At 72.8% G+C, this 25,548-nt stretch carries 26 protein-coding genes; 16 read left to right on the top strand and 10 right to left on the bottom strand.

Annotation, left to right across the window (positions count from 1 at the left end; translation table 11 throughout):
• Nucleotides 1-559 precede the first annotated feature (559 nt).
• Nucleotides 560-1,900 (top strand): transcriptional regulator, encoded by a 1,341-nt coding sequence (locus tag ACZ6Y1_RS33090; RefSeq protein WP_469638624.1) that lies wholly within the window; start codon nucleotides 560-562, stop codon nucleotides 1,898-1,900.
• A 54-nt stretch (nucleotides 1,901-1,954) separates the two neighbouring features.
• Nucleotides 1,955-2,494 carry an NUDIX hydrolase gene (locus tag ACZ6Y1_RS33085; protein WP_376659207.1) on the top strand — a complete coding sequence of 180 codons (540 nt, stop codon included), beginning with the start codon at nucleotides 1,955-1,957 and terminating at the stop codon, nucleotides 2,492-2,494.
• 12 nt (nucleotides 2,495-2,506) lie between these two features.
• On the opposite strand, the gene ACZ6Y1_RS33080 is transcribed toward ACZ6Y1_RS33085, so the two are convergent.
• Nucleotides 2,507-3,400: a 3-hydroxybutyryl-CoA dehydrogenase gene (locus ACZ6Y1_RS33080; protein ID WP_376659208.1), complete on the bottom strand. Its 894-nt coding sequence runs from the start codon at nucleotides 3,398-3,400 to the stop codon at nucleotides 2,507-2,509.
• Between the two features lie 138 nt (nucleotides 3,401-3,538).
• On the opposite strand from ACZ6Y1_RS33080, the gene ACZ6Y1_RS33075 reads away from it, so the two are divergent.
• Nucleotides 3,539-4,795, top strand: a complete 1,257-nt coding sequence (locus tag ACZ6Y1_RS33075) for a glycoside hydrolase family 10-like protein (RefSeq protein WP_469638619.1) — start codon at nucleotides 3,539-3,541, stop codon at nucleotides 4,793-4,795.
• A gap of 1 nt (nucleotide 4,796) precedes the next feature.
• Here the strand turns inward: ACZ6Y1_RS33075 and ACZ6Y1_RS33070 are convergent, their stop codons facing one another.
• Both ACZ6Y1_RS33070 and ACZ6Y1_RS33065 read right to left on the bottom strand, forming a co-directional pair.
• On the bottom strand, nucleotides 4,797-4,994 hold the full coding sequence (locus ACZ6Y1_RS33070) for a DUF1918 domain-containing protein (RefSeq protein ID WP_376659210.1): 198 nt from the start codon (nucleotides 4,992-4,994) through the stop codon (nucleotides 4,797-4,799).
• 57 nt (nucleotides 4,995-5,051) lie between these two features.
• Complete coding sequence (locus ACZ6Y1_RS33065; protein ID WP_469638614.1) at nucleotides 5,052-5,969, bottom strand: DMT family transporter; 918 nt, start codon at nucleotides 5,967-5,969, stop codon at nucleotides 5,052-5,054.
• On the opposite strand from ACZ6Y1_RS33065, the gene ACZ6Y1_RS33060 reads away from it, so the two are divergent.
• From ACZ6Y1_RS33060 to ACZ6Y1_RS33050, 3 genes are read left to right on the top strand one after another with little or no spacing between them, the layout of a single operon-like run.
• Complete coding sequence (locus ACZ6Y1_RS33060) at nucleotides 5,968-7,416, top strand: aminotransferase-like domain-containing protein (RefSeq protein ID WP_469638611.1); 1,449 nt, start codon at nucleotides 5,968-5,970, stop codon at nucleotides 7,414-7,416. The two genes, ACZ6Y1_RS33065 and ACZ6Y1_RS33060, sit on opposite strands and share 2 nt — an antisense overlap.
• 31 nt (nucleotides 7,417-7,447) lie before the next feature.
• Nucleotides 7,448-8,032, top strand: coding sequence for a histidine phosphatase family protein (locus ACZ6Y1_RS33055; protein ID WP_469638608.1), 585 nt, complete (start codon nucleotides 7,448-7,450; stop codon nucleotides 8,030-8,032).
• Between the two features lie 31 nt (nucleotides 8,033-8,063).
• Nucleotides 8,064-8,816, top strand: a complete 753-nt coding sequence (locus ACZ6Y1_RS33050) for an N-acetyltransferase (RefSeq protein ID WP_469638605.1) — start codon at nucleotides 8,064-8,066, stop codon at nucleotides 8,814-8,816.
• A 3-nt stretch (nucleotides 8,817-8,819) separates the two neighbouring features.
• Here ACZ6Y1_RS33050 and ACZ6Y1_RS33045 read toward each other — a convergent pair whose 3' ends face one another.
• Complete coding sequence (locus ACZ6Y1_RS33045; RefSeq protein WP_469638602.1) at nucleotides 8,820-9,239, bottom strand: VOC family protein; 420 nt, start codon at nucleotides 9,237-9,239, stop codon at nucleotides 8,820-8,822.
• Nucleotides 9,240-9,249: 10 nt separating this feature from the next.
• Entirely contained in the window at nucleotides 9,250-9,696 is a 447-nt protein-coding gene (locus ACZ6Y1_RS33040) for a helix-turn-helix transcriptional regulator (protein WP_469638599.1), read from the bottom strand.
• An 85-nt stretch (nucleotides 9,697-9,781) separates the two neighbouring features.
• On the opposite strand from ACZ6Y1_RS33040, the gene argC reads away from it, so the two are divergent.
• The 5 genes from argC to ACZ6Y1_RS33015 are packed head-to-tail and all read left to right on the top strand — an operon-like array spanning nucleotide 9,782 to nucleotide 14,648.
• Nucleotides 9,782-10,810 (top strand): N-acetyl-gamma-glutamyl-phosphate reductase, encoded by a 1,029-nt coding sequence (gene argC, locus ACZ6Y1_RS33035; RefSeq protein ID WP_469638596.1) that lies wholly within the window; start codon nucleotides 9,782-9,784, stop codon nucleotides 10,808-10,810.
• Complete coding sequence (gene argJ / locus ACZ6Y1_RS33030) at nucleotides 10,807-11,979, top strand: bifunctional glutamate N-acetyltransferase/amino-acid acetyltransferase ArgJ (protein WP_469638593.1); 1,173 nt, start codon at nucleotides 10,807-10,809, stop codon at nucleotides 11,977-11,979. Before argC ends, argJ begins: the two co-directional genes overlap by 4 nt.
• Nucleotides 11,976-12,884, top strand: coding sequence for an acetylglutamate kinase (argB, locus tag ACZ6Y1_RS33025; protein ID WP_469638589.1), 909 nt, complete (start codon nucleotides 11,976-11,978; stop codon nucleotides 12,882-12,884). The genes argJ and argB overlap by 4 nt, the downstream gene beginning before the upstream one ends.
• Entirely contained in the window at nucleotides 12,881-14,077 is a 1,197-nt protein-coding gene (locus ACZ6Y1_RS33020) for an acetylornithine transaminase (RefSeq protein WP_469638586.1), read from the top strand. The genes argB and ACZ6Y1_RS33020 overlap by 4 nt, the downstream gene beginning before the upstream one ends.
• A 7-nt stretch (nucleotides 14,078-14,084) precedes the next feature.
• Nucleotides 14,085-14,648: an arginine repressor gene (locus tag ACZ6Y1_RS33015; RefSeq protein WP_469638583.1), complete on the top strand. Its 564-nt coding sequence runs from the start codon at nucleotides 14,085-14,087 to the stop codon at nucleotides 14,646-14,648.
• A gap of 33 nt (nucleotides 14,649-14,681) precedes the next feature.
• On the opposite strand, the gene ACZ6Y1_RS33010 is transcribed toward ACZ6Y1_RS33015, so the two are convergent.
• From ACZ6Y1_RS33010 to ACZ6Y1_RS33000, 3 genes are read right to left on the bottom strand one after another with little or no spacing between them, the layout of a single operon-like run.
• Nucleotides 14,682-15,377: a L,D-transpeptidase family protein gene (locus ACZ6Y1_RS33010; RefSeq protein WP_469638779.1), complete on the bottom strand. Its 696-nt coding sequence runs from the start codon at nucleotides 15,375-15,377 to the stop codon at nucleotides 14,682-14,684.
• 6 nt (nucleotides 15,378-15,383) lie between these two features.
• Nucleotides 15,384-15,965 (bottom strand): pyridoxamine 5'-phosphate oxidase family protein, encoded by a 582-nt coding sequence (locus ACZ6Y1_RS33005; protein WP_469638580.1) that lies wholly within the window; start codon nucleotides 15,963-15,965, stop codon nucleotides 15,384-15,386.
• A 48-nt stretch (nucleotides 15,966-16,013) separates the two neighbouring features.
• Entirely contained in the window at nucleotides 16,014-17,390 is a 1,377-nt protein-coding gene (locus ACZ6Y1_RS33000) for a hypothetical protein (RefSeq protein ID WP_469638577.1), read from the bottom strand.
• A gap of 291 nt (nucleotides 17,391-17,681) precedes the next feature.
• Here ACZ6Y1_RS33000 and argH point away from each other — a divergent pair, with 291 nt between their 5' ends.
• On the top strand, nucleotides 17,682-19,109 hold the full coding sequence (gene argH, locus ACZ6Y1_RS32995; RefSeq protein WP_469638575.1) for an argininosuccinate lyase: 1,428 nt from the start codon (nucleotides 17,682-17,684) through the stop codon (nucleotides 19,107-19,109).
• A 55-nt stretch (nucleotides 19,110-19,164) separates the two neighbouring features.
• Here argH and ACZ6Y1_RS32990 read toward each other — a convergent pair whose 3' ends face one another.
• Nucleotides 19,165-19,674, bottom strand: a complete 510-nt coding sequence (locus ACZ6Y1_RS32990) for an HAD domain-containing protein (protein ID WP_469638572.1) — start codon at nucleotides 19,672-19,674, stop codon at nucleotides 19,165-19,167.
• Between the two features lie 90 nt (nucleotides 19,675-19,764).
• Between ACZ6Y1_RS32990 and ACZ6Y1_RS32985 the strand changes: the two genes are divergently transcribed.
• From ACZ6Y1_RS32985 to ACZ6Y1_RS32975, 3 genes are all read left to right on the top strand, one after another.
• Entirely contained in the window at nucleotides 19,765-20,313 is a 549-nt protein-coding gene (locus ACZ6Y1_RS32985) for a TetR/AcrR family transcriptional regulator (RefSeq protein ID WP_469638569.1), read from the top strand.
• The gene (locus ACZ6Y1_RS32980; RefSeq protein ID WP_469638566.1) at nucleotides 20,313-21,863 is read left to right on the top strand and encodes an MFS transporter; all 1,551 of its coding nucleotides are present in this window, start codon (nucleotides 20,313-20,315) and stop codon (nucleotides 21,861-21,863) included. Before ACZ6Y1_RS32985 ends, ACZ6Y1_RS32980 begins: the two co-directional genes overlap by 1 nt.
• Before the next feature lie 69 nt (nucleotides 21,864-21,932).
• Nucleotides 21,933-23,408 (top strand): membrane-associated oxidoreductase, encoded by a 1,476-nt coding sequence (locus ACZ6Y1_RS32975; protein ID WP_469638564.1) that lies wholly within the window; start codon nucleotides 21,933-21,935, stop codon nucleotides 23,406-23,408.
• Between the two features lie 3 nt (nucleotides 23,409-23,411).
• On the opposite strand, the gene ACZ6Y1_RS32970 is transcribed toward ACZ6Y1_RS32975, so the two are convergent.
• On the bottom strand, nucleotides 23,412-24,041 hold the full coding sequence (locus ACZ6Y1_RS32970) for a lysophospholipid acyltransferase family protein (protein ID WP_385363911.1): 630 nt from the start codon (nucleotides 24,039-24,041) through the stop codon (nucleotides 23,412-23,414).
• Between the two features lie 276 nt (nucleotides 24,042-24,317).
• Here ACZ6Y1_RS32970 and ACZ6Y1_RS32965 point away from each other — a divergent pair, with 276 nt between their 5' ends.
• A complete protein-coding gene (locus ACZ6Y1_RS32965) occupies nucleotides 24,318-25,475 on the top strand; it encodes a glycerophosphodiester phosphodiesterase (RefSeq protein ID WP_469638559.1) in 1,158 nt (385 codons plus the stop codon).
• Nucleotides 25,476-25,548: the final 73 nt, after the last annotated feature.

Genomic DNA, 25,548 nt, shown 5'->3' with positions numbered 1-25,548 from the left:
CGCTGTGTCTTGAGGGGCGTACCTGGTTCTCCGGGTACGCCCCTCACCCGTTCCGGTGACCGCCGTACGCCCCTGCGGCGCCGCTGTCGGGGGCGCTGCCCCCGAACCCCCGCTCCTCAAACGCCGGAGGGGCTGGATGTGGCTGAGGCTGGATTGCCCGCAGGGCAATTGCAGCCTCGCCGGCGTTTGAGGCGCGGGGTCCGGGGCGGAGCCCCAGTCGTTCGGGGCGGAGCCCCGGGAAGGGGGGAGGTCCGGGAAGGGGGGAGGTCCGGCTCGGCCGGGCCGGGCGACCAACCTGGCACCGGCGGAGCCGGACGGCGCCGCCCGCCTGCCGTGGAGTGTCGGGCAGACAGCAGAACGGGCGGCGCTGTGACGGGTCGTCGCACTGTACGAGGGGGAGCCGACGACCCGGGCTGCCTCTTTGGCGAGGCCCTTAAGTGAAGCGCCCCCGGCGGCCCCTGCGGCAGAGTGCGTATCGCATTTATGCGCGTACTTGGTTCACACCCCGTGTGAACCCCGCACCCACTAACCTGGGAGCGACGAGCCCTTGGAGCGGCCCATGCAGCCCAATGTCCTGCTCGACGCCCTCCTCTCCGAGGCGGGCATGTCCCATGCCGGACTCGCGGCGTACGTGAACCAGGCCGGCCGCACCCGCGGTCTCGCCCTGCGCTACGAACACACGGCCGTCACCCGGTGGTTGAAGGGCCAGCGCCCGCGCGGTCAAGTGCCCGACCTGATCTGCGAGGTGCTCGGCGGCCGGCTGCGCCGGCCCGTGGGGCTGGACGACATCGGGCTCGGGGTGTCCGGGCAGGCCGCACCGCCGGGGGCCTCGCCGCTGAGCGGGTTCGTGGACCGGGCGGCGGCCCTGTGGCGGTCGGACGGGCAGGCGCGCCCGCACCTGCTCGCCGCGCAGGCGGTCACCGGGACCCCCGCGGTCATCCCGGTGTGGGAGTGGGAGAACCCACCCGAGGACGCCGACGTGTCGAGGGACGGCCCCGACCGGATCGGGCCCGAGCACATCGAGGTCCTGAAGGCGGCCCGCGCGCACTACGAGCTGATGTACCGCCGGGCCGGCGGGGTGGCGACCCGGGACCGGATCGTGCGCTTCCTCGGCACCGAGACCGCGCCGATGCTGCGCGGGAGTTACTCCGACGGCCTCGGCCGCCGCCTGCACCGGGCCACCGGTTCCCTCGTGGCCGTCGCGGGGATCTGCGCGTACGACTCGGACGCGCACGGGCTCGCGCAGCGCTACTTCCACCAGGCGCTGCGGCTGGCGAAGGCGAGCGGGGACCGGGGACTCGGGGCGTACGTCATCGCGCTGATCGTCAACCAGTGCCTGCACCTGCGCGAATACCGCCAGGCCGTCGCCTTCGCCGAGGCCGCGCTGCGCGCCGCGGGCCGGCACACCACCCCGGCGCTCGCCTCCGACCTGTACGCGATGCAGGCCAAGGCGTACGCCCAACTCGGGGACACGATGGCCGCGTTGGAGTGCATCCGGCACGCCGAGGCCGCCGCCGAGCGGATCCGGCCGGGCAGCGAGCCGGACGAGACGGGCTACGTGCAGCCCGGGCTGGTCAACGTACAGGTGGCCGAGGCGCTGCTGAGCCTGGGGGACCTGGCCGCGGCCCACGAGCAGGCCACCGCGGCCGTCGGCACCCCCGCGCACGACCGGGGGCGCGTGCACCGGCTGGCGATGCTGTGCGAGATCCAGCTGCGCCAGGGCGAGGCCGACCGGGCGGTGGCGGCCGCGGCCGAAATGGCCCACCGGGCCAGGGGGATGGAGTCGCTGCGCCTGCGGGACCGGTTGCGGGCGGTCCGCGAGCAGCTGCTGACCAGCGGCTGCTCGGGCGCGGAGGAGACCGCGGAGCTCATCGACGGGGCGCTGCGCGTTCCCCTGTGACGGCTCGAACTGCTGCGATGTTGCCACCAATTCCGAACGGAAGGCGGCAGGACCGTGCAGTGGACGAACCTGAGTGAGCAGACCGTGTACAAGAACCGCTGGTTCGACGTGAACCTCGCGGACGTGGAGCTTCCCGACGGCCGGCACCTGGACCACTTCGTGATCCGGCTGCGCCCGGTGGCCGTCGCGACGGCGGTCAACGAGGCGAACGAGGTGCTGCTGCTGTGGCGGCACCGCTTCATCACCGACAGCTGGGGCTGGGAGCTGCCCGCCGGGGTGGTCGAGGACGGGGAGTGCGTCGAATCGGCGGCGGCCCGCGAGATGGAGGAGGAGTCGGGCTGGCGGCCCGGCCCGCTCCACCACCTGATGACCGTGGAGCCGTCCAACGGGCTGACCGACGCCCGCCACCACCTGTACTGGGCGGACGGGGCCACGTACGTCGGCCATCCCGAGGACGACTTCGAGTCCTCACGGCGCGAGTGGGTCCCGCTGAAGCTCGTGCCGGACATGATCGCGCGCGGGGAGATCCCGGCCGCCAACATGGCGGCCGGGCTGCTGCTCCTGCACCACCTCAGGCTGGGCGGCCGGCCCTAGGAGCGGGCGGGGTCAGCCGTACGGGTAGAAACCGGAGCCCGTCTTGCGGCCCAGGCGGCCCGCGTCGACCATGCGCTGGAGCAGCGGGGGAGCGGCGTACAGCGGCTCCTTGTACTCGGCGTACATGGAGTCGGCGATGGAGACGATGGTGTCCAGGCCGATCAGGTCCGACAGCTTCAGCGGGCCCATCGGGTGGGCGCAGCCGAGCTCCATGCCGTTGTCGATGTCCTCGCGGCTCGCGATGCCGGACTCGAACATCCGGATCGCCGACAGCAGGTACGGGACGAGGAGCGCGTTCACCACGAAACCGGACCGGTCCTGGGCGCGGACGGCGTGCTTGCCCAGCACGTCCCGCACCAGGGCCTCGGCGCGCTTGACGGTCTCGTCGCCCGTGGTCAGCGCCGGGATCAGCTCGACGAGCTTCTGCACCGGGGCCGGGTTGAAGAAGTGGATGCCGATGACCTGGTCGGGCCGCGAAGTCGCGACGGCCAGCTTGACCAGCGGGATCGAGGAGGTGTTGGAGGCCAGGATCGCGTCCGGGCGCGTGATCACCTGGTCGAGGATCTGGAAGATCTCCGTCTTGACCTGCTCGTTCTCGACGACGGCCTCGATGACGAGGTCGCGGTCGGCGAACTCGCCGAGGTCGGTGGTGAAGGTGAGGCGGGCCAGGGTGGCGTCCCGCTCCTCCTCCGTGATCTTGCCGCGTTCGGCGGCCTTGGTCAGCGAGTTGTACAGGCGGGTACGTCCGATCTCCAGGGCCTCGCCCGTGGTCTCGGCGACCTTGACCTCAAGGCCGCTGCGGGCGCACACCTCCGCGATACCCGCGCCCATCTGGCCACAGCCCACTACGCCGACCCGTGTGATGTCGGAAGGGAGGTCAGTCACTTCGTGCCTTTCGCTGCTCATCCGTCGGCGGGTCCCCCGTACGATTCCGGCGCCCGCCACGCCCCCCGACGTTACTCCCGACCTTGCGCCGGGCGGGGGGCCGGGGCGGGCATGCTGGGTCACACCGTCCAATGTCACTCAGTGAAACGGAGCTGTCACATGGCGCGCATCGGCCGACGGGAACTGCTGGCGGGAGCGGTGGGGGTGATCGCGGCGGCCACGGCCGGGCCGGGCGCCGCGGCCGCGCCGGGGACCTCGGCGCCGCCGGCCGGCCGGAGCCCGGCCCGGGCGGCCGCGGCCGAGTTCCGGGGAATGTGGATCGCCACCGTCTCGAACGTGGACTGGCCCTCCCGGGCCGGGCTGTCCGCCGGGCGGCAGCGGTCCGAGCTGATCTCCCTGCTCGACACCGCCGTCAAGCGGCGGCTCAACGTCGTGATCCTGCAGGTGAGGCCGGCCGCCGACGCGCTGTGGCCCTCGCGGCTGGAGCCCTGGTCGCAGTGGCTGACCGGGGAGCAGGGGGAGGATCCCGGCTGGGACCCGCTGGGCACGGCCGTCACCGAGGCGCACGCGCGCGGGCTGCGGCTGCACGCCTGGTTCAACCCGTACCGGGTGGCCAACCACACCGATCCCGACCTGCTGGCGGACGGCCACCCGGCCCGGCGCAACCCCGACTGGACCGTCGAGTACGGCGGGAAGCTCTTCTACAACCCGGGCATGCCGGAGGTGCGCCGCTTCGTGCAGGAGGCCATGCTCGACGCCGTCACCCGGTACCCCGTCGACGGGGTGCACTGGGACGACTACTTCTACCCGTATCCGGTGGAGGGGGAGTACTTCGACGACGACGAGGCCTACGAGGAGCACGGCGGGGACTTCCCCTCGCGCGCCGCCTGGCGCCGGAACAACACCGACACCCTGGTCCGGGAGATGTCGGAACGGCTGCGCGCGCTGCGGCCCGCGGTCCGGTTCGGCATCAGCCCGTTCGGGATCTGGCGCAACTCCGACGTCGACCCCCAGGGCTCACCCACGCGGGGCCTCGGTACGTACGACGACCTGTACGCGGACACCCGCAAGTGGGTCAGGGAGGGCTGGATCGACTACGTCGTGCCCCAGGCGTACTGGCACATCGGCCACCCGACCGCCGACTACGCGGCCCTCGTCCCGTGGTGGGCGCGGACCGTGGCCGGCACGAACGTCCAGCTGTACGTGGGGGAGGCGCTCTACCGGTGCGACCCCGACAGCCCCACCGCGGCCTGGCGCGATCCCCGCGAGATGTCGCGGCACGTGACGTTCGCACGGAAACACGCACAGGTCCGCGGCCACGTCTGGTTCTCGGCCAAGAACGTGGCCGCGGACCCCAACGGGGCCATGAGCAGGGTGGTCGCCGATCACTACCCGACGGCGGTGGCGCTTCCTTGAGTCAGTGTGCGGGCTCCGCCGGGTGCTTCACGACGCAGTCGGGGCCCGGCGACATGACTGCTTCGTGACCGTCCTGGAAGCGGACCCGGTAGGGAGGGGTGCCGTTCTCCCCGAGTACCTGAGTGATCTCACCGATCTTGTCGTGCTGTCCCACGACGCGGCCGTGCTGCACCAGCTGGTCGCCCTCGGTCGCTCGCATAACTGACCTCCTCGGTGGCGCTCCGATCCGGTGCTAGCAGTTTAGGTCGACTCGGGGTCATTTGACCCGCTGGGTCACCGCGATGCAGACCAGGACCCCGCAGGCGGCTGCCGGGGCGGCCGGGGAGAGGTGCTCGCCGAGCAGCGCGACCGACCAGACCAGCGTCAGCAGCGGCTGCGCGAGCTGGAGCTGGCTGGCGCGCGGGGCGCCGATCTCGGCCATGCCGCGGTACCAGACGTACAGCCCGAGGAAGGTGGAGCCCGCCGCGGCCCAGATCAGGCCCGCGAGCCCCTGGCCGGTGAGGTGCACCGGCTCGTACGCGAGACCGAGCGCGGAACCGGCCAGGCTCAGCGGCAGGCACAGCACCAGGGCCCAGCCGATCACCTGCCAGCCCGGCATCAGCCGGGCGAGGCGCCCGCCCTCGGTGTACCCCGCCGCGCAGACCAGCAGCGCGGCGAACAGGTAGCCGTCGCCGAGCGAGAGGGCGCCTCCGCTCTGGCCGAGGGTGAAGCCCAGCACGACCGCGGCACCGGCGACAGCGGCGATCCAGAACGTGCGCGAGGGCCGGGCGCCGGTGCGCAGCGCGGACAGCGCGGCGGTGGTCAGCGGCAGCAGGCCGACCACGACGGCGGCGTGCGAGGTCGTGGAGGTCTGCAGGGCGAGCGTGGTCAGCATCGGGAAGCCGACCACCACCCCCGCGGCGACGACGGCGAGGCCCACCCGGTGCTCGCGGCGGGGGAGCGGCACGCGCAGGGCGAGCAGGAACCCTGCCGCGAGGAGTGCCGCGAGCACGCTGCGCAGGGAGACCAGCGACCACGGCCCGAAGCTCCGCAGCCCCCACGCCGTGGCGGGGAAGGTCAGCGAGAAGGCGAGGACGCCGAGCGAGGCCAGGACCGTGCCGCGGCTCGGCGAGCCGGAGAGGGGGCTCGTAACCGCTATCGTGGCCGGGTGGGTAGCGCTATTGTGTGCTGTCATGTATGAGCGTAGCAGTGTGGCGGAGTTGGCGGATGCGCTGCGGTCCGAGCTCAACCGCTACTCGGTAGGTGGAAAGCTCCCGTCGAGCCGGGCTCTCGTCGAGCGCTACCGGGTCAGCCCGGTCACCGTCTCGCGGGCCCTGGCGCAACTCGCCGCCGAGGGCCTGGTCGTCACCCGCCCCGGCTCCGGGGTCTTCCGCGCCCGGCCCCGTACGGCGCTGCCCGCGGCCGGGGACACCTCGTGGCAGGAGGTCGCCCTCAGCGCCGAGGGGGCCGGGGAGATCGTGCCCCGGTCCGTCGACGCCGGCGGGGTCCTCGTCTCGCTGGCCACGCCGCCGGCCGGGGTCATCGAGCTCAACGGCGGCTACCTGCACCCCTCCCTCCAGCCCGAGCGGGCCATGGCGGCCGCGCTGGCCCGGGCCGGGCGGCGCCCCGGGGCCTGGGGGCGGCCTCCTGTCGAGGGGCTGCCCGAGCTGCGCGACTGGTTCGCCCGGGAGATCGGCGGCGCGGTCGTCGCCGCTGACGTGCTGATCACCGCGGGCGGGCAGAGCGCGCTGGCCGCCGCCCTGCGGGCGCTCGCCCCGCCGGGGGCGCCGATCCTCGTGGAGTCGCCCACCTACCCCGGGCTGCTGGCCATCGCCCGGGCCTCCGGATGTCGGCCGGTGCCCGTCCCGGTGGACGCGGACGGGGTGCGGCCGGAACTGCTGGCCGCCGCCTTCGAGGCCACGGGCGCACGGGTGTTCGTCTGCCAGCCGCTGTTCCAGAACCCGACCGGGTCCGTGCTGGCCGCCGAGCGGCGGCCCGAGGTGCTGCGCATCGCGCGCGCCGCGGGCGCCTTCGTCGTGGAGGACGACTACGCCCGCTACCTGGCCCACGAGGACCACGGGCCGCTGCCCGCGACCCTGGCCGCCGAGGACGCCGACGGGGTGGTGGTGCACGTCCGGTCGCTGACCAAGCCCACCTCGCCCAGCCTGCGGGTGGGCGCCGTCGCGGCCCGCGGTCCCGTCGTGGACCGGCTGCGCGCCATCCAGGTCGTCGACAGCTTCTTCGTGGCCCGGCCGCTCCAGGAGGCCGCGCTGGAACTCGTTGGCGCCCCCGCCTGGCCCCGCCACCTGCGCGCCGTCGCCGCCGATCTGCGCCACCGCCGGGACGTCCTCGCCGGAGCGCTGCGCCGGGAACTGCCCGGACTGACGGCGGCGCACCTGCCCACCGGCGGCTACCAGTTGTGGGTACGGCCGCCGGGGAGCGGCGACGACACCGCCTTCGCGGCGGAGGCCATGCGCGCGGGGGTCGCGGTGTCGCCGGGGCGCCCCTACTTCTGCGCGGAACCACCGGGGCCGCACGTCAGGCTGAGTTTCGCCGGGGTGTCCGGCCCCGGGGAGCTGGTCGAGGCGGTCCGGCGGCTGCGCGCGGCCCTGCCGCGCGGCGGGGTCGGTCAGGACGCTTGACCCCGTGCGGCGCGGGGCCCACCATCGCCGCATGCATGTTCGGGTCTCGCTCGTCGCCGCAGCCCGTGGTTCCTCGCTGCTCGCCGAGCGCTTCGACGACGACCGCCCCCTGGACGGTCCGGGCTGGAACGCGGTGGCGAGCGCCGCGCCCGACCTCGCCCGGCTGGGCGCGGCCGAGCTGCGCTACTGCTCGCCGAGCCCGCGCAGCCGGGCCACCGGCCAGGCCCTCGGGTACGCGCCGCTCGCCCAGCCGGCGCTGCGCGAGTGCGACATGGGCCGTTGGCGGGGGCTGACCCTGGCCGAGGTGACCGCCCACGAGCCGGGTGCGGTGGACCTGTGGCTCACCGACCCGCGGGCGGCGCCGCACGGCGGGGAGTCCCTGCTCGCGTTCATCTCCCGGATCGGCGGCTGGCTCGACACCAGGCCCGCGGACGACGGGGGCGCGATCGTGGCGGTGGCGGAGCCCTCGGTGGTCCGGGCGGCCCTGGTCTACGCGCTGAAGGCGCCCCCGCTGACCTACTGGAACGTGGACGTCCGCCCGCTCTCCACGATGACCCTCACCGGCTGGTCCGGGCGCTGGCACCTCTCGCTCCAGGCCCCCGCACAATGCGGTTGAGGGCCGCCTACGGGCGGTCTAGCCTGCCCGGATGAGCAACATCGAGATCACCACGCTGGCCGAACGCCCCGAACTCGCGGGCCGCCTGTGGGACATGAAGGACACCTGGCCGGAGTTCGCCCAGCACGACGCGCTGGCCTGGCTGCTGTACCCGCGGATGGTCGCCGAGTTCCCCGAGTACGTCCTGATCGCCACCGACGGCGACGCGGTGGTCGCCCGGGGCTTCAGCCTGCCGTTCGCGCAGCACGCGCCGGGCCGCGACGGGGTGCTGCCCGCCCAGGGCTGGGACCGCATCCTGATGTGGGCCTTCTCCGACCGGCGGCGCGGGATCGAGCCCGACACCGTCAGCGCGATCGAGATCAGCGTCGCGGTCGAGCGGCAGGGCGAGGGCCTGTCCGGCCGGATGCTCGCCGCCATGCGCGAGAACGCCCGCGCCCGGGGATTCGCCGAGGCCGTGGCCCCCGTCCGGCCGTCCGGGAAGGCCGCCGAGCCGGACACCTCGATCCACGAGTACGCGTACCGGACGCGCGCGGACGGGCTCCCGTGCGACCCCTGGCTGCGCGTCCACGTCCGTGCGGGCGGGGTCGTCGACTCGGTCGCCCCGCTGTCGATGACGGTCAACGGCTCGCTCGACGAGTGGCGCCAGTGGACCGGCCTGCCCTTCGACGAGCCGGGCCCGGTCCGCGTCCCGGGCGCCCTCACCCCGGTCCACTGCGTCCCGGAGCAGGGCTACGCGGTCTACGTGGAGCCGAACGTCTGGGTCCGCCACCCGCTGGTCCGGTGAGCCCTAGCGGGTGCGCGGCTGGTTGAAGCGGAGCATGTTGCCCGACGGGTCGCGGAAGGCGCAGTCGCGCACCCCGTAGGGCTGGTCGGCCGGTTCCTGGAGGACCTCGCCGCCCGCGGCGCGGATCTTCTCGAAGGTGGCGTCCACGTCGTCCGTCTGGAAGATCACTCCGCGCAGCAGCCCCTTGGCCAGCAGCTCCGCCATCGCCTGCCGGTCCGCGGGCGAGGCGTTGGGGTCCGCGAGCGGCGGTTCGAGGACGATCTCCACGTCCGGCTGCTCGGGCGACCCGACGGTCACCCAGCGCATCCCCTCGAAGCCGACGTCGTTGCGGACCTCCATGCCGAGCACGTCGCGGTAGAAGGCGAGCGCCTTGTCGTGGTCGTCGACGGCGATGAAGCACTGCGAGAGCTTGATGCTGTTCATGGCTCCGAACCTACGAGACGGCGCCGGATTCCGCTCCCGCTGTCCCGACGGCCGTCCCGCCGGGCGCCCGCACCGGGCGCGTACGGACCTTGGCCACGCACGCGGGAATGGCCGCGCCCGCCCCGTGCTCACGCGCCCGGTACGCGCTCGGGCTCTCGCCGACCAGCTCGGTGAAGCGCGAGCTGAACGACCCCAGCGACGTGCACCCGACCGCGAAGCAGACCTCCGTCACGCTCAGGTCGCCCCGGCGCAGCAGAGCCTTGGCCCGCTCGATGCGGCGGGTCATAAGGTAGCTGTAAGGCGTCTCGCCGTAGGCGGCGCGGAAGCTGCGGGAGAAGTGCCCGGCCGACATCAGGGCGACCCCGGCCAGGGCCGGGACGTCCAGCGGCTGCGCGTAGTCCCGGTCCATCATGTCGCGCGCGCGGCGCAGCCGTACGAGGTCCTCCAGGGATGTCACGTTCCTCAGGATCGCACGAGCCCGGAAGATCTTTGCATAAACGTGCGGCGATACGTATAGTCATGCCATCGATGAGGAGGGTCCGATGGTGGTACGTGTAGCGGTGGCCGGAGCGAGTGGATACGCGGGCGGTGAGGTCCTGCGCCTGCTCCTCGCGCACCCCGAGGTCGAGATCGGCGCCCTGACCGGCCACTCCAACGCGGGTGAGCTCTTCGGCAACCTGCAGCCGCACCTCGGCCCGCTCGCCGGCCGGACCCTGGAGGCGACCACCCCCGAGGTGCTCGCCGGCCACGACGTCGTGTTCCTGGCGCTCCCGCACGGACAGTCCGCCGCCGTCGCCGCCCAGCTCGGCGAGGACGTACTCGTCATCGACATGGGCGCCGACCACCGGCTCCGGGACTCCGCCGACTGGGACGCGTTCTACGGCGGCACGCATGCCGGGACCTGGCCCTACGGCCTGCCCGAGCTGCCGGGTGCCCGCGCCGCCCTCACCGGCGCCAAGCGCGTCGCCGTGCCGGGCTGCTTCCCCACGGCCGTCTCCCTCGCGCTCTTCCCCGCCTACCAGGCGCGGCTGGCCGAGCCCGAGGCCGTGATCGTCGCCGCCACCGGCACCTCCGGCGCGGGCAAGGCCCTCAAGACCAACCTCCTCGGCTCCGAGGTGATGGGCACCGTCACCCCCTACGGAGTCGGCGGCGCCCACCGGCACACCCCCGAGATGGTGCAGAACCTGACCCCGCTCGCCGGGGAGCGGGTATCCGTCTCCTTCACGCCCCACCTCGTCCCCATGGCGCGCGGGATCCTCGCGACCTGCTCCGCCAAGGCCCTCCCCGGCACCACCGCGGAATCGCTTCGCGCCGCCTACGAGAAGGCCTACGCGGACGAGCCCTTCGTCCAGCTGCTCCCCGAGGGCCGGTGGCCCACCACCAAGTCCGTCCAGGGTTCGAACGCCGTCCACGTGCAGGTCGCGTACGACGGGTCCGCCGGCCGCATCATCGCGATCAGCGCCATCGACAACCTGACCAAGGGGACCGCCGGCGGCGCGGTACAGAGCATGAACATCGCCCTCGGCCTCCACGAGAGCCTGGGTCTTTCCACGATCGGAGTGGCACCTTGAGCGTCACGGCAGCACAGGGATTCACGGCGGCGGGCATCGCCGCCGGGATCAAGGCGAACGGCAATCCCGACCTGGCCCTCGTGGTCAACAACGGGCCGCGGCTGTCCGCCGCGGGCGTCTTCACCTCGAACCGGGTCAAGGCCGCGCCCGTGCTCTGGTCCGAGCAGGTCCTGCGCGGCGGCGCCGTCTCCGCGGTCGTCCTGAACTCCGGCGGCGCCAACGCCTGCACCGGCCCCAAGGGCTTCCAGGACACCCACGCCACCGCCGAGAAGGTCGCCGCCGTGCTGAATCAGGCGGGGCTCGGCTCGGACGTCAACGCGGGCGAGGTCGCGGTCGCCTCCACCGGGCTGATCGGTGTACTGCTCCCCATGGACAAGCTGCTGCCCGGCGTCGAGACCGCCGCGGCCGCCCTGACCGCGGACGGCGGCGAGGCCGCGGCCATCGCCATCAAGACCACCGACACCGTGCACAAGACGGCCACCGTCTCCCGGGACGGCTGGACCGTCGGCGGCATGGCCAAGGGCGCGGGCATGCTCGCCCCGGGCCTCGCCACCATGCTCGTCGTCCTCACCACCGACGCCGACCTGGACAGCGCCACCCTCGACAGGGCCCTGCGCGCCGCCACCCGCACCACCTTCGACCGGGTCGACTCCGACGGCTGCATGTCGACCAACGACACCGTGCTGCTGCTCGCCTCCGGCGCGTCCGGCCAGGTCCCGGCGTACGAGGAGTTCGCGGAGGCCGTACGGACCGTCTGCGACGACCTGGCCCGCCAGCTCATCGGCGACGCCGAAGGCGCCAGCAAGGACATCCGCATCGAGGTCATCGGCGCGGCCACCGAGGACGACGCGGTCGAGGTCGGCCGCTCCATCGCCCGCAACAACCTGCTCAAGTGCGCCATCCACGGCGAGGACCCGAACTGGGGCCGGGTGCTCTCCGCCATCGGCACCACCAAGGCCGCGTTCGACCCGGACCGGCTCAACGTGGCCATCAACGACGTCTGGGTCTGCAAGAACGGCTCGGTCGGCGAGGACCGTGACCTGGTCAGCATGAAGGACCGCGAGGTCCGCATCACCGCGGACCTGTCCACCGGCTCCGAGTCCGCGGTCATCTGGGCCAACGACCTGACCGCCGACTACGTCCACGAGAACTCGGCGTACTCCTCATGAGCACCGCACGCAAGCACACGGCACTGCCCAAGGCGGAGATCCTGATCGAGGCCCTCCCGTGGCTCACCCGGCACAACGGCAAGATCGTCGTCATCAAGTTCGGCGGCAACGCCATGATCGACGAGGAGCTCAAGGCGGCCTTCGCCCAGGACGTGGTCTTCCTGCGGCAGGCCGGCCTCAAGCCCGTCGTGGTGCACGGCGGCGGCCCCCAGATCAACGCCCAGCTCGACAAGGAAGGCCTGGTCAGCGAGTTCAAGGCCGGCCTGCGCGTCACCACGCCCGACGCCATGGACGTCGTACGGATGGTCCTGGCGGGCCGGGTCCAGCGCGAGCTGGTCGGGCTGCTCAACCAGCACGGACCGCTCGCCGTCGGCCTGACCGGCGAGGACGCGCACACCATCACCGCCGTCAAGCACAGCCCCGAGATCGACGGCGAACTCGTCGACATCGGGCGGGTCGGCGAGATCACCGCCATAGACACGGGCGCGATCGAGGCGCTGCTGGCGGACGGCCGGATCCCGGTCATCTCCTCCATCGCGCGCAGCGCCGACGACCACCACGTCTACAACGTGAACGCCGACACGGCCGCCGCCGCGCTCGCCGCCGCACTCGGCGCCGAGACGCTGATGGTCCTCACCGACGTCGAGGGCCTCTACGCGGACTGGCCCAACAGCGACGAGGTCATCAGCCGGCTCACCGTCAGCGAGCTGGAGAAGCTGCTGCCCGAGCTGTCCAGCGGCATGGTGCCCAAGATGGAGGGCTGCCTGCACGCGGTGCGCGGCGGCGTCGGCACCGCCCGCGTGATCGACGGGCGGGTCCAGCACTCGATCCTGCTGGAGATCTTCACGGACGAGGGAATCGGCACGATGGTCGTGCCGGACGGAAAACAAGGGGGAGCGCAGTGACCGGCAACGAGGACTACCGCACCCGCTGGCAGGGTGCCCTGACCAACAACTACGGCACCCCGGCTCTGGCCCTCGTACGCGGCGAGGGCGCCCAGGTCTGGGACGCGGACGGCAAGCAGTACACCGACTTCGTCGGCGGCATCGCGGTCAACGCCCTCGGCCACGCCCACCCGGCGGTCGTCGAGGCCGTCACCGCGCAGATCCAGAGCCTCGGGCACGTCTCCAACCTCTTCGCCTCCGAGCCGGTCATCGCGCTCGGCGAGCGGCTGCTCCAGCTCTTCGGCCGCCCCGGCAAGGTGTTCTTCTGCAACTCCGGTGCGGAGGCGGTGGAAGCGGCCTTCAAGATCGGCCGACTGACCGGGCGGACCCACATGGTCGCCACCGACGGCGGCTTCCACGGCCGGACCATGGGCGCCCTCGCGCTCACCGGCCAGCCGAAGAAGCAGGAGCCCTTCCTGCCGCTGCCCGGCGACGTCACACACGTCCCGTACGGAGACGTCGAGGCCCTGCGGGCCGCCGTCACCGAGGAGACCGCGATCGTCGTCATCGAGCCCATCCAGGGCGAGAACGGCGTCGTCGTGCCCCCCGCCGGGTACCTGACGGCCGCCCGGGAGATCACCCGGGCCACCGGCACCCTGCTCGTGCTCGACGAGGTGCAGACCGGCATCGGCCGCTGCGGCCAGTGGTTCGAGCACCAGGCCCACGAGGGCGTGGAGCCCGACCTCGTCACGCTCGCCAAGGGGCTCGGCGGCGGCCTGCCGATCGGCGCGGTCGCGGCCTTCGGCGCCGCCGCCGACCTGCTCCAGCCCGGTCAGCACGGCACCACCTTCGGCGGCAACCCGGTCGCCTGTGCGGCCGGCCTCGCGGTCATCGACACCATCGCCGCCGACGGGCTGCTGGACCGGGTCAAGGAGCGGGGCGAACGGCTGCGCTCCGGAATCGAGGCCTCCGCCCACCCGCTCGTCTCCCACGTCCGCGGGTCCGGGCTCCTGCTGGGTATCGTGCTGACCGAGCCGCTCGCACCCCGGGTGCAGCAGGCGGCTCAGGACGCCGGCTTCCTGGTCAACGCGCCCGCCCCCGACGTCGTACGGCTCATGCCGCCGTTCGTGCTCACGGAGGCCGAGGCGGACGCGTTCCTCCGGGCACTGCCCGGCATCCTCGACGCAGCCCATGGGGACGGATCCGGAGAATGAGACGACGATGAGTCAGCCGCAGGACAACGAGCACCGGGGGTCCCCCCAGACGGAGTCCGGGGGAGGCCCGGCCGTCCCGCAGACCCGAACCGCCCGCCACCGCCGGATCGTGGACATCCTCAACCGGCAGCCGGTCCGCTCCCAGAGCCAACTGGCCAAGCTGCTCGCCGACGACGGGCTGAGCGTCACCCAGGCGACGCTCTCCCGCGACCTCGACGAGCTGGGCGCGGTGAAGATCCGCAACACCGGCGGCGAGCTGATCTACGCGGTGCCCAGCGAGGGCGGCTTCCGCACCCCGCAGGCGCCGCTGGGGGAGTCGGCGAAGGAGGAGCGCATGCGGCGCCTCTCCGGGGAACTGCTGATCTCGGCGGAGGCCTCCGCCAACCTCGTCGTCCTGCGCACCCCGCCGGGCGCGGCCCAGTTCCTCGCCTCGGCGATCGACCAGGCCGAACTGCGGGCGATCCTCGGCACGATCGCGGGGGACGACACCCTGATGCTCATCAGCCGCGACCCGGAGGGCGGCCAGGCGCTCGCCGACCACCTCCTGCGCCTGGCGCAGAAGGAGGGCTGACCCCCGGGGCCCGTCCGGCCGCGTGCCCGGTCCTCAGTACCGGGTCACGGCCAGGGCCCCCGACGCGGTGCCGATCGCGATGTGCGGCCGGCGCCGCGGGTCCGCCCAGCGCAGGATCTCGCGCATCGCCCGCTCCGGCACGGACACGCAACCGGCCGTCGCGCCCTTGCCGTTGACGTGCAGGAAGATCCCCGCGCCCCGGCCGCGCACCGGCTCGTCGTAGTTGAAGGCGATGAGCAGCGCGTGCGCGTACTGCTTCTCGTACGTCACCAGGTGCTCGGCCTCGCCGGGAGCGCAGTCCGCGGGCAGCGGCTCCACCCAGCGGTTGTAGGCGGTGGACGCGTTGTCCTGGCACCACCACGAACGGTCCGTCACCCGCCGGTAACCGTAGGAGGTTCCGGCGGGGGCGCGGCGGATCCCGAAGGCGTACGGCAACGCGTAGAGCCCCGTCGGCGTGGTGCTGGTGCCCTGCGTACGGGTCGCCCCCTCGGCCAGGCCGTTCGCCCCGAAGCGGGCGGGCGCGCTCCCGGCCTCGTACCAGCGCCCCGCCCGCCGGTCCCACCAGGTGAGCCGCCCGGCGGTGGAGCCGGCGGCGGGCGCGACGGCGGTGATCAGCTGGCTGCCGCCGCCGGTCCCCGCGAGCCTGGCGGGCAGCGGGGGGCGGTCCGGAAGGCCTTGGGGCAGCAGGGCCGTGACGATCAGTGAGCCCGTGACGAGAGCGGTACGCAGCACATCTCAGACGGTACGGGGCGGAAGCGGCAGGGGGAGCGCAGGCAGGCCGTCGAGGCTCGTCCCGATGAATTCCTTCTTCTCGCAGTACGCGTTGAACTCCTCGTCCGTCTTGCGGCCGAAGTACTCCGCGTGCAGGGTCCGCTCGCCCTGGTACTCCATGAAGGGGACGGCGTACCCGCACACGTCGGCTATCCGGCGGGCGTGGACGAGGACGACCGCCCGGGCGGCGGGCCCGTCGGCGTCGCCGAACAGGGCGACCAGCTCCTCCCAGCGCGGGTCGTCGCGGAAGACGGCCTCGCCCTCGCCGTGGATGCGCACGATGTTCGGCGGCCCGGAGAACGCGCACCACATCAGGGTGATCCGGCCGTTCTCACGGAGGTGGGCGATGGTCTCGGCGCCGCTGCCGCCGAAGTCGAGGTACGCGAGGGTCTGCTCGTCGATGACGACGAGGGTCCCGGCACGGCCCTTGGGGGACAGGTTGATGTGACCGTCACCGGCGAGCGGTGCGGTCGCCGTGAAGAAGATCGGCTGCTCCTCGATGAACTTTCGGAGCCTGCCGTCTATCCGTTCGTAGAGTTTTCCCATGATCGCGATTATCGGTTACGGGCTGGCGCGGCCGGCGGTCCAGCACCCCTAACCGGGCTTCAGGGTGTCCTTCCAGTCCCAACCCCGCAGGGTGTCCTTGGCGAGCTCGCGCAGGCCGGCGTCCCGCACGTCCAGCAGACCGACGGCGGCTCGCAGGGCGGGGAGGCCCCCCTGGACCCGCAGCAGCCGGAACGCGGCGCGGCGGGTGTGCGGCGGCAGGTCGCGCGCCGTGCGTTCGGCCAGCCATTCGGGAGGCAGCCGGTGGGCGTACGGGAGCAGGCTCCGGGCGACCTCGCGGGCCACCCCCGGACACGGGTCGTCGAGCAGCGGCCGCAGCAGGAGCTCGAAGTGGGTGGTGTCCAGGCGGCGCAGCCCGGCCACGGCCGCGGCCCGCACCGCGCCGGAGGGGTGCCGCAGCAGGGCCCGGACCAGCGGCCCGTCCTCGCGGCCCGCGCACTCGGCGAAACCGGCCACCGCGTACGGGGTCACCCGCTCCGGGTCCGTGACCAGCTCGCGGTAGCGGGCGTACGGGTCGCCGCCGGCCTGGCGGACCAGCCAGCGGGCGCACGCCCGGACCAGCTCCGAGCGGTCGGTGAGGTGCGCTCCGGCCTCGGCGGCCCGGCCGGCCCCGCGCAGGGCGGTCACCCCGCCGGAGCGGACCATCGGGACGCGGGCGGTGAGCAGGGCGTCGATCGCCGCGTCGTCCGCCCCGTCGGCTGCCATGGCCGCGAGCACGGCGTCCGCCCACATGCGGGCCGTCAGGGGATCGGTCTCGGCGGCCGCGAGCAGGGCCTGCTCCCGCAGGCCGAAACGGCCGCTCTCCAGCGACACGCGCACGGCGAAGCGCCGGGTCGGCAGATCGGAGCTCGCGCGCAGGCGGCCCAGGATCCCGTCGCGCTGCTCGGTGGTCAGGGAGTTCCAGCTCCACGTCGTCGAGGGCTGCCCGGGGCGCCACCACGCGGCGAGAACGGAGTACCGGCCGCTCAGCGCGGCCTCCAGCTGCTCCACCGCCCAGGCGCCGTGCTCGCGCGCACCGAGCCGCAGGACGAGCGGTGCGAGTTGGGCCAGGAGGTGTTCGGGGTCCTTGGCCACCAGCCTGCCGAGCACCCGCCGGGCGCGCTCCCGCACCGGCTGGGCCCAGTCGGCGCACCGGATCAGCACGAGCTGCGGGGGCGGGTGGCGCCACGCGGCCAGCGCGGACGCGCGGACCCGCCCGTCGGGGTCGCACAGCCGGGCCTCGATCCGGTCGCGGCGCAGCGGCCCGTACGTGCGGGAGTGCAGGAGCCTGACCTCCTCGTCGAAGGCCGTCCAGGCCGCCGGCCCGTTCGAGGCGAACCGGCCGGCGACGGGCAGCGGGTACTCCCGTGTCAGCAGCGCCGCCGCCACGGAGCGGCCTTCCTCGATGTCCTGTCGTACGCCCACCACGTGCCCTCCCCCGATGTGCGGTGCCCGCTGATCGTAGGGGGCCCGCCGTACCCGCTGCCGCCGATATCCGGGGCGGTCAGAGCACACGGCGGGGCTTGATTGACGAAACATACGGAGTAATGCATAGTTATGCCTGCAGGACGCGCTGTAAGGCGGAACCTGGTGCCGGCCTCGGCCGGCCTTGTCCAGCTGTACCTGACCGCCTCCCCGTTACCTCCGCGGCGGGGAGGCGGTTGCACGTCCGAAGCCTTACACGTGGTCAAAGCCATGCAGTCTTGAGGAGCAGTAGCTGTGAGCAGCAACAACGGTGACGTCCGGCTCTGGGGCGGCCGGTTCGCCGACGGCCCGGCCGAGGCCCTCGCGAAGCTGTCCGCGTCGGTCCACTTCGACTGGCGCCTCGCGCCGTACGACATCGCCGGATCCCGCGCGCACGCCCGAGTGCTCCACAAGGCGGGGCTGCTCACCGCCGACGAACTCGACCGCATGATCGCCGGGCTGGACCGGCTCGAAGCCGATGTGGCCGACGGCTCCTTCACCGGCACCATCGCCGACGAGGACGTGCACACCGCGCTGGAGCGCGGCCTGCTGGAGCGGCTCGGCCCGGACCTCGGCGGCAAGCTGAGGGCCGGCCGGTCCCGCAACGACCAGGTGGCCACCCTCTTCCGGATGTACCTGCGCGACCACGCCCGGATCATCGGCGGCCTGATCGCCGACCTCCAGGACGCGCTGGTGGGCCTCGCCGAGACCCACGCGGACGTGGCGATGCCGGGCCGCACCCACCTCCAGCACGCCCAGCCCGTGCTCTTCGCCCACCACGTGCTCGCCCACGTGCAGTCCCTGTCCCGGGACGCGGAGCGGCTGCGCCAGTGGGACACCCGGACCGCGGTCTCCCCCTACGGCTCGGGCGCCCTGGCCGGCTCCTCCCTCGGACTGGACCCGGAGGCGGTCGCCGCGGACCTGGGCTTCGAGCGGGGCTCGGTCGGCAACTCCATCGACGGCACGGCCTCGCGCGACTTCGTCGCCGAGTTCGCCTTCATCACCGCGATGATCGGGATCAACCTCTCCAGGATCGCGGAGGAGATCATCATCTGGAACACGAAGGAGTTCTCCTTCGTGACGCTGCACGACGCCTTCTCCACCGGGTCGTCGATCATGCCGCAGAAGAAGAACCCGGACATCGCCGAGCTGGCGCGCGGCAAGTCGGGCCGCCTCATCGGCAACCTGACGGGTCTCCTCGCGACCCTCAAGGCGCTGCCCCTGGCCTACAACCGCGACCTCCAGGAGGACAAGGAGCCGGTCTTCGACTCCTGCGACACCCTCGAGGTCCTGCTCCCCGCCTTCACCGGCATGATGGCCACCCTCACGGTCAACCGGGAGCGGATGGAGGAGCTGGCTCCGGCGGGCTTCTCGCTGGCCACCGACATCGCTGAGTGGCTGGTCAAGCAGGGCGTCCCGTTCCGGGTCGCGCACGAGGTGGCCGGCGAGTGCGTCAAGGAGTGCGAGGGGCTCGGCATCGAGCTGGACGAGCTCACCGACGAGCAGTTCGCCAAGATCTCGGAGCACCTGACCCCCGAGGTCCGCACCGTCCTCAACGTCCCCGGCGCCCTCGCCTCCCGCAACGGCCGCGGCGGCACCGCCCCGTCCGCCGTCGCCCTCCAGCTCACCGAGCTGAAGGCGGACCTGGTCATCCAGCACGCCTGGGCGGCCCACAAGCAGTAGCGGCACGACCCCGAGGGGGCGGCCGGAGCACACGCTCCGACCGCCCTTCCGGCGTTCACGCGGCCCAGTCCGCCAGCGCGTCGAAGTCGGGGCGGGTCAGACCGATCCGCTCGTCGATCCGCATGAGCAGCGCCCGTGCCGGATGGCGCTGGTCGACGTACTCGTGGTCCATCGCCGTGATGTCGTCGTCGATCCAGGCGAAGGGCCGCCTCCCGGCGTACTCCAGGACGTACTGCGTCTTCCAGAACGTGCCGCGCGGCGCCCGTCCGTGCATCACCGGCCAGTCGATGAAAGGGAGCCTCGGCAGGCCCAGGTGCGGCCCGATCCAGTCGTTCGCCTCGTCCTTCCACGTCGTGGCCCACACGAGCTCGTACAAGTCCGCCAGCGCGAGCAGCTCCGCCCCGTGGGCGGGGTTGAGCCAGACCCGCAGGGGCTTGGCGCTCTCGGCCTCCCTCCAGCCGGTGGGGCGCATCCGGTGGGTGGTGTAGCCCTCGGGGCGGCGCTGGGCCCTGGCGGCGTACGGGTTCAGCGGCCCGTCGACGTCGATCAGCAGCAGGGGTCTCATCCGCGCATCCTTCCTCTCCGGCAGCCCTGGGGCAGCCTGATTTTTCTTCGGAATGAGACGTAGGAGTCTCATTTGGGGTACGCTTGTCTCATGGCCATGGATCGTGACCAGGTGCTCCGCGACGCGGCGGCCCTGCTCTCCCGGAAATCGACCGCCACGATGGACGAGGTCGCCCGCGCCGCCGGAATCGGGCGCGCGACCCTCCACCGGCACTTCGCCGGGCGCGACGCCCTCGTACGGGCCCTCGAAGAGCTCGGCATCCGGGAGTTCGAGGTGGCGTTCGACAACGCCCGCCTCGACGAGGGCAGCGCGATCGACGCACTGCGCAGGCTCGTCGCCGAATCGGAGCCCAACGCCGAACTGCTGGCCTTCCTCGTCACCGAGAACCAGCTGTTCGAGGGCGACCAGGTCAACGAGGGCTGGGCACGGCTCGACGCCCGGGTCGGCGCGCTCTTCCGGCGCGGCCAGGAAGAGGGCGACATCCGCATCGACCTGAGCCCCGCCTGGCTCACCGAGGCCCTCTACGGCCTCATCGGCACCTGCGCCTGGGCCGTCATGGACGGCCGGGTCGCCGCCAAGGACTTCCAGTACATGATCATCGAGCTGCTGCTCGGTGGCGTCAAACGGAGCGTGGAGTGATGAGCAGCACCAAGCAGTCGAGCCTGATCGAGGAGACGGGGGTGCGCAGCGGGGGCCGGGGGCGCTGGCTGGCGCTCTCGGTGCTCGTGCTGGCCGTGCTGCTGGTCGCGGTGGACGCCACCGTGCTCGGCCTCGCCACCCCCTCGCTCTCCGAGGACCTCAAGCCGTCCGGCACCCAGCTGCTGTGGATCGGCGACATCTACTCCTTCGTCATCGCCGGACTCCTGGTGTCGATGGGCAGCCTCGGTGACCGGATCGGCCGCAAGAAGCTGCTCCTCGCCGGCGCCACCGCCTTCGGCGCACTCTCGGTCCTCAACGCCTGCGCCACCAGCCCCGAGATGATGATCGTCACCCGGGCCCTGCTCGGTGTGGCCGGCGCGACCCTGATGCCCTCCACCCTCGCGCTGATCCGCAACATCTTCCACGACCCCAAGGAGCGCAGCCTCGCCATCGGCATCTGGGGCGCGACCGCCTCCGCCGGCGCCGCCGTCGGTCCGGTCGTGGGCGGAGCCCTGCTCCAGCACTTCTACTGGGGCTCGGTCTTCCTCATCAACCTCCCCGTGATGATCGTCCTGGTCGTCGTCGGGATCAAGCTGCTCCCCGAATCCAGGAACCCGGTCGCCGGTCCCTGGGACCTCGTCAGCGTCGGCCTCTCCCTGGTCGGTGTCATCGGTGTCGTCTACGCCGTCAAGGAAGCCGCCACCCACGGCCTGACCCGGGAGGTCGTGGCCACCGCGGTGCTCGGCGCGGCCGCCCTGTACGCCTTCGTCCGGCGCCAGTTCACCCTGCCGTCCCCGCTGCTCGACATGCGGCTCTTCCGGCACCGCGGCTTCTCCGGCGCGGTCCTCGCCGACCTGCTCACCGTCTTCGGCCTCTCCGGGCTCGTCTTCTTCCTCTCGCAGTTCCTCCAGCTCGTCCAGGGCCGCGACCCGCTCGAAGCCGGCCTCGCCGAACTGCCGGCCGCCATCGGCGCGGTGGTCACGGGCCTCGTCGCGGGCCGCTACGCCCGCAGGTACTCGGTCCGCGCCGTCGTGACGGGCGGCCTCGCCGCCATCGGCCTGGCCCTGGGCGCGCTGACCCTGCTCCACAAGGAGACCGGCTTCCCGCTGCTCGGCGCGGCCCTGCTCGTCGTCGGCCTCGGCGCCGGGTTCTCCTTCACCGTCACCGCCGATGTGATCCTCTCCAGCGTGCCCAAGGAGCAGGCCGGTTCCGCCTCCGCCGTCTCCGAGACGGCGTACGAGCTCGGCGCCGCCCTCGGTATCGCCCTGCTCGGCTCCATCGTCACCGGTGTCTACCAGGGCTTCACCGCCCCGGAGTCCGTCGCGGGCCCGGCGGCCGACGCGGCCCACGAGTCCCTCGGCGGAGCCGTCGAGGTGGCCAAGAGCCTGGACCCGGCCACCGCCGGCCCGATGGTCGAGGCCGCCCAGGTGGCCTTCGTGGACGGCCTGCGGTTCGCCTCGGGCGTCGGCGCGGCCGTCCTGCTGGCCACCGCCGTCGCCGCCTGGTTCCTGCTGAGGGGCCAGGAGCTCCAGGAGGGAGTCCAGCACTGACGCCCGCCCAAGGGGTGCTGCCCCGCCGGGAGTTGACAGTCCGTCGAAACCCGGGACACCATCCCCGCGATGGAGATCAACGATCTGACCCCGGCCGAACGCCGCGTATGGGACGCCTTCACGCGCGGTGAGGCCGTCGACTTCCGCGAGAGCCCCGACGAGGAACCCACCGACGGGGCCTCGTGGGGGCCCGAGCGGACCGTACGCGCCGAGATGCTCCAGGCCCTCCTGGCCACCAGCCCGTCGGCGCCCGGCAAGATCGCCGGTCTCGACGTCAAGGGCGCCCGCATCAGTGGCAAGCTGGACCTCAAGTACTCCGTGATCGACGCCCCCATGCGGCTCCGCAGTTGCTGGTTCGAACGCAAACCCATGCTCTTCGGCGCCCGGTTGCGCACGCTCAACCTCACCGACTCGGTCCTGCCGGGGCTGACCGCCGGGACCCTCCGCGTAGAAGTCGAGCTGCGGATGGCCTGCTGCCGGATCACCGGTCCGGTCCGCCTGGCCGGAGCCCAGATATCCGGCGGCCTGTTCCTCCAACGGGCGGTGATCGGCACACCCGACGCCGCTGAGGAGACGGCGGAGTCGCCGCTGCAGATCAACCACGCCGGCATCGGCACCGACGTCATCGCCACGGAACTCACCGTCCACGGCCAGACACGCGTCAACGGTGCCGTCGTCGGCGGCCAGATCAATCTCGACGACGCCCGCCTGCTGGCCCCCGGCGCCACGGCCCTGCACGCCGAGACCCTGACCGTCGGCACCGACCTGCGGGCCATGCGGGCCGAGCTGAGCGGCCGGGTCAACCTCACGGGCGCCCGTATACCGGGCCAGCTCAACCTCGCCCACGCCCGCCTCGCCAACCCCGGAGGGGTCGCTCTGCGCGCCTCCAGCTGCGTGATCGGTGAGGTGTGGCTGCGAGGTTGTCAGAGGATCGAGGGCGGGGTGAACCTGCGCCGCTCGCAGTTCGACCTCCTGCATGTGCCGGCCGGGACCTGGCCCGAGCAGATCCGCATCGACGGGCTCAGCTACCGCACCCTGGCCCCGCACCTGCCCGCCGAGGAGCGGCTCCCCGCCCTGGAGCGGGAGGAGTCCGGCTACCTCCCGTACGCCTACGAGCAGCTCGCCGCGGCCTACCGCACGGCCGGCGACGAGGCGGCCGCCCGGACCGTGCAGCTCGCCAAACTGCGCAGGCACCGCCGCACCCTGCCACGGCCCGCCCGGTTCTGGGGGCTGCTCCAGGACGCCACCGTCGGGTACGGCTTCCGGCCGCTGCGCGCGGCGGGCTGGCTGCTGGCGCTGCTGCTGATCGGGTCGCTCGCGTACGGGACCCACCCGCCGAGGGAGCTGAAGGCGGGGGAGGCGCCGGAGTTCAATCCGGTCTTCTACACGATCGACCTGATGCTGCCGATCATCGGCTTCGGCCAGGAACAGGCGTTCGCGCCCGCCGGCTGGTACCAGTGGCTGTCGTACCTGCTGATCGTGACCGGCTGGGTCCTCGCCACGACCACGCTGGCGGGCGTCAGCCGGTCACTCCAGCGGCAGTAGGTGCTACGCCGCCTTCGCTTTGGTGGCGTACATGTCCACGTACTCCTGGCCCGAGAGCCGCATGACCTCGGCCATCACCGAGTCGGTGACGGCGCGCAGCACGTACCGGTCGCGGTCCATGCCCTCGTAGCGGGAGAACTCCATCGGCTCGCCGAACCGGACGGTGACCCGGCCCGGGCGCGGCATGCCGGCGCCGCCGGGCTGGAGCTTGTCGGTGCCGATCATCGCGAACGGGACCACCGGGGCGCCGGTCATCAGCGTCAGGCGGGCGATGCCGGTGCGGCCGCGGTAGAGCCGGCCGTCGGGGGAGCGGGTGCCCTCGGGGTAGATGCCGAAGATCCGGCCCTCCTCCAGGATGCGGCGGCCGGTCATCAGGGCGGCGACCCCGCCGTTGGCCCCGTCGCGGTCGACGGGGATCATGCCGGCGCCGGTGAAGAACCACGCCATGAGCCGGCCCTTGAGCCCCTTGCCCGTCACGTACTCGTCCTTGCCGATGAAGTGGACCGTGCGGTCGCACACCAGGGGCAGGATCATCGAGTCGATGAAGGTGAGGTGGTTGCCCGCCAGGATCACCGGTCCGGAGCCGGGGATGTTCTCGACGCCCTCCACACGGGTGCGGAACATCAGGCGCATGACCGGTCCGACAGTGGCTTTGATGAGGCGCGTACGGAACAACGTGGGCCCTCCGGCATCGAAAAGCGGATCGCGCGAATCCCACCCTACGGCGGTAGCGCAGGTGAGGACGATACTCGCGGCCCGGCGCTGATCGCACATCGGGTTCACGCATCGGATACGCAGTGTTGACGCACGTTTCCGCCATGTTCCCCGCGCGCCGGTCCCCCGGACACCTCCGCTTGCCTACCATCGGCACGCAATTCCGGGCCTTTCGACGAGCGGGGAGTGGCACTCATGACGCAGGGTGGGGCAGCGCGGCGCACGGTCCTGGGGGCGGCCGTACTGGCGGCCGGGACGGGTGTCGCCGGACTCTCGGCGGGATCCGCCCGGGCGTCCGGGAGCGGGGCCGAGCACAGGGACGACCTCCCCCACCCGGCCGTCATCGGCCACCGCGGGGCCAGCGGATACCGGCCCGAGCACACCATCGGCTCGTACCAGCTCGCCCTCGACCTCGGCGCCGACGTCATCGAGCAGGACCTGGTACCCACCCGCGACGGCCACCTGGTGTGCCGTCACGAGAACGAGATCGGCGGGACCACCGACGTCGCCGACCACCCCGAGTTCACCTCCCGGCGCACCACCAAGACCGTCGACGGGGTCTCCGTGACGGGCTGGTTCACCGAGGACTTCACCCTCGCCGAGCTGCAGACCCTGCGCGCGAAGGAACGCATCCCCGCCGTGCGCCAGCGCAACACCCTCTACGACGGCCGGTGGACCGTGCCCACCTTCGAGGAAGTGCTGCGCTGGGCCGACCGCGAGGGCAGGCGGCGCGGCCGCAGGGTCTGGCTGCACGTCGAGACGAAGCACCCCAGCTACTTCCGGGGCCTCGGCCTCGGCCTGGAGGAGCCCCTCGCCAAGCTGCTGCGCCGCTACGGGCGCGACGGCCGGGGCGCGCCCGTGTTCCTCCAGTCCTTCGAGCCCTCCAGCATCCAGCGGCTCTCCCGGCTGGTCTCCGCGCCCCGCGTGGTGCTGCTGTCCGCGGCGGGCAGCCGCCCCTGGGACTTCGAACAGGCCAAGGACCCCCGCACGGTCGCGGACCTGGTCAAGCCCGAGGGCCTGAAGTGGATCGCCGGCTTCGCCCAGGGCATCGGCCCCACCATGGACCTGATCCTCCCGCGCGGCGCGGACGGCAGGCTCGGCGCCCCGACCACCCTGGTCGCGGACGCGCACGCCCAGGGACTCGTGCTGCACCCCTACACCGCGCGCAACGAGAACAGCTTCCTGCCCGCCGAGTACCGCAAGGGCACCGACCCCACCGCGTACGGGGACGCCTTCGGCGCTTTCAAGACGTACTTCGAACAGGGCATCGACGGCATCTTCACCGACAATCCGGACACCGGGGTGCTCGCGGCGGAGGCCTTCCGGCCCGGCCGACGCCCCGTCAACCGCTGAACGGAGCTTCCCGTACGAGTGGGCCGGGCCCGGTGGGGAAACCACCGGGCCCGGCCCACTCGTCCCGCCCGGC

The sequence above is a fragment of the Streptomyces sp. NPDC053432 genome, assembly GCF_055585365.1.
Note: the sequence above shows the minus strand (reverse complement) of the source record. Positions and strands in the feature narration are given on the sequence as shown.

Coding starts and splice junctions, on each gene's coding strand:
- ACZ6Y1_RS33090 (WP_469638624.1), top strand. CDS start 560: ATGCAGCCCAATGTCCTGCTCGACGCCCTCCTCTCCGAGGCGGGCATG.
- ACZ6Y1_RS33080 (WP_376659208.1), bottom strand. CDS start 3,400: ATGAGCAGCGAAAGGCACGAAGTGACTGACCTCCCTTCCGACATCACA.
- ACZ6Y1_RS33075 (WP_469638619.1), top strand. CDS start 3,539: ATGGCGCGCATCGGCCGACGGGAACTGCTGGCGGGAGCGGTGGGGGTG.
- ACZ6Y1_RS33070 (WP_376659210.1), bottom strand. CDS start 4,994: ATGCGAGCGACCGAGGGCGACCAGCTGGTGCAGCACGGCCGCGTCGTG.
- ACZ6Y1_RS33060 (WP_469638611.1), top strand. CDS start 5,968: ATGTATGAGCGTAGCAGTGTGGCGGAGTTGGCGGATGCGCTGCGGTCC.
- ACZ6Y1_RS33065 (WP_469638614.1), bottom strand. CDS start 5,969: ATGACAGCACACAATAGCGCTACCCACCCGGCCACGATAGCGGTTACG.
- ACZ6Y1_RS33055 (WP_469638608.1), top strand. CDS start 7,448: ATGCATGTTCGGGTCTCGCTCGTCGCCGCAGCCCGTGGTTCCTCGCTG.
- ACZ6Y1_RS33050 (WP_469638605.1), top strand. CDS start 8,064: ATGAGCAACATCGAGATCACCACGCTGGCCGAACGCCCCGAACTCGCG.
- ACZ6Y1_RS33045 (WP_469638602.1), bottom strand. CDS start 9,239: ATGAACAGCATCAAGCTCTCGCAGTGCTTCATCGCCGTCGACGACCAC.
- argC (WP_469638596.1), top strand. CDS start 9,782: ATGGTGGTACGTGTAGCGGTGGCCGGAGCGAGTGGATACGCGGGCGGT.
- argB (WP_469638589.1), top strand. CDS start 11,976: ATGAGCACCGCACGCAAGCACACGGCACTGCCCAAGGCGGAGATCCTG.
- ACZ6Y1_RS33015 (WP_469638583.1), top strand. CDS start 14,085: ATGAGTCAGCCGCAGGACAACGAGCACCGGGGGTCCCCCCAGACGGAG.
- ACZ6Y1_RS33005 (WP_469638580.1), bottom strand. CDS start 15,965: ATGGGAAAACTCTACGAACGGATAGACGGCAGGCTCCGAAAGTTCATC.
- ACZ6Y1_RS32990 (WP_469638572.1), bottom strand. CDS start 19,674: ATGAGACCCCTGCTGCTGATCGACGTCGACGGGCCGCTGAACCCGTAC.
- ACZ6Y1_RS32985 (WP_469638569.1), top strand. CDS start 19,765: ATGGCCATGGATCGTGACCAGGTGCTCCGCGACGCGGCGGCCCTGCTC.
- ACZ6Y1_RS32980 (WP_469638566.1), top strand. CDS start 20,313: ATGAGCAGCACCAAGCAGTCGAGCCTGATCGAGGAGACGGGGGTGCGC.
- ACZ6Y1_RS32975 (WP_469638564.1), top strand. CDS start 21,933: ATGGAGATCAACGATCTGACCCCGGCCGAACGCCGCGTATGGGACGCC.
- ACZ6Y1_RS32970 (WP_385363911.1), bottom strand. CDS start 24,041: ATGCGCCTGATGTTCCGCACCCGTGTGGAGGGCGTCGAGAACATCCCC.
- ACZ6Y1_RS32965 (WP_469638559.1), top strand. CDS start 24,318: ATGACGCAGGGTGGGGCAGCGCGGCGCACGGTCCTGGGGGCGGCCGTA.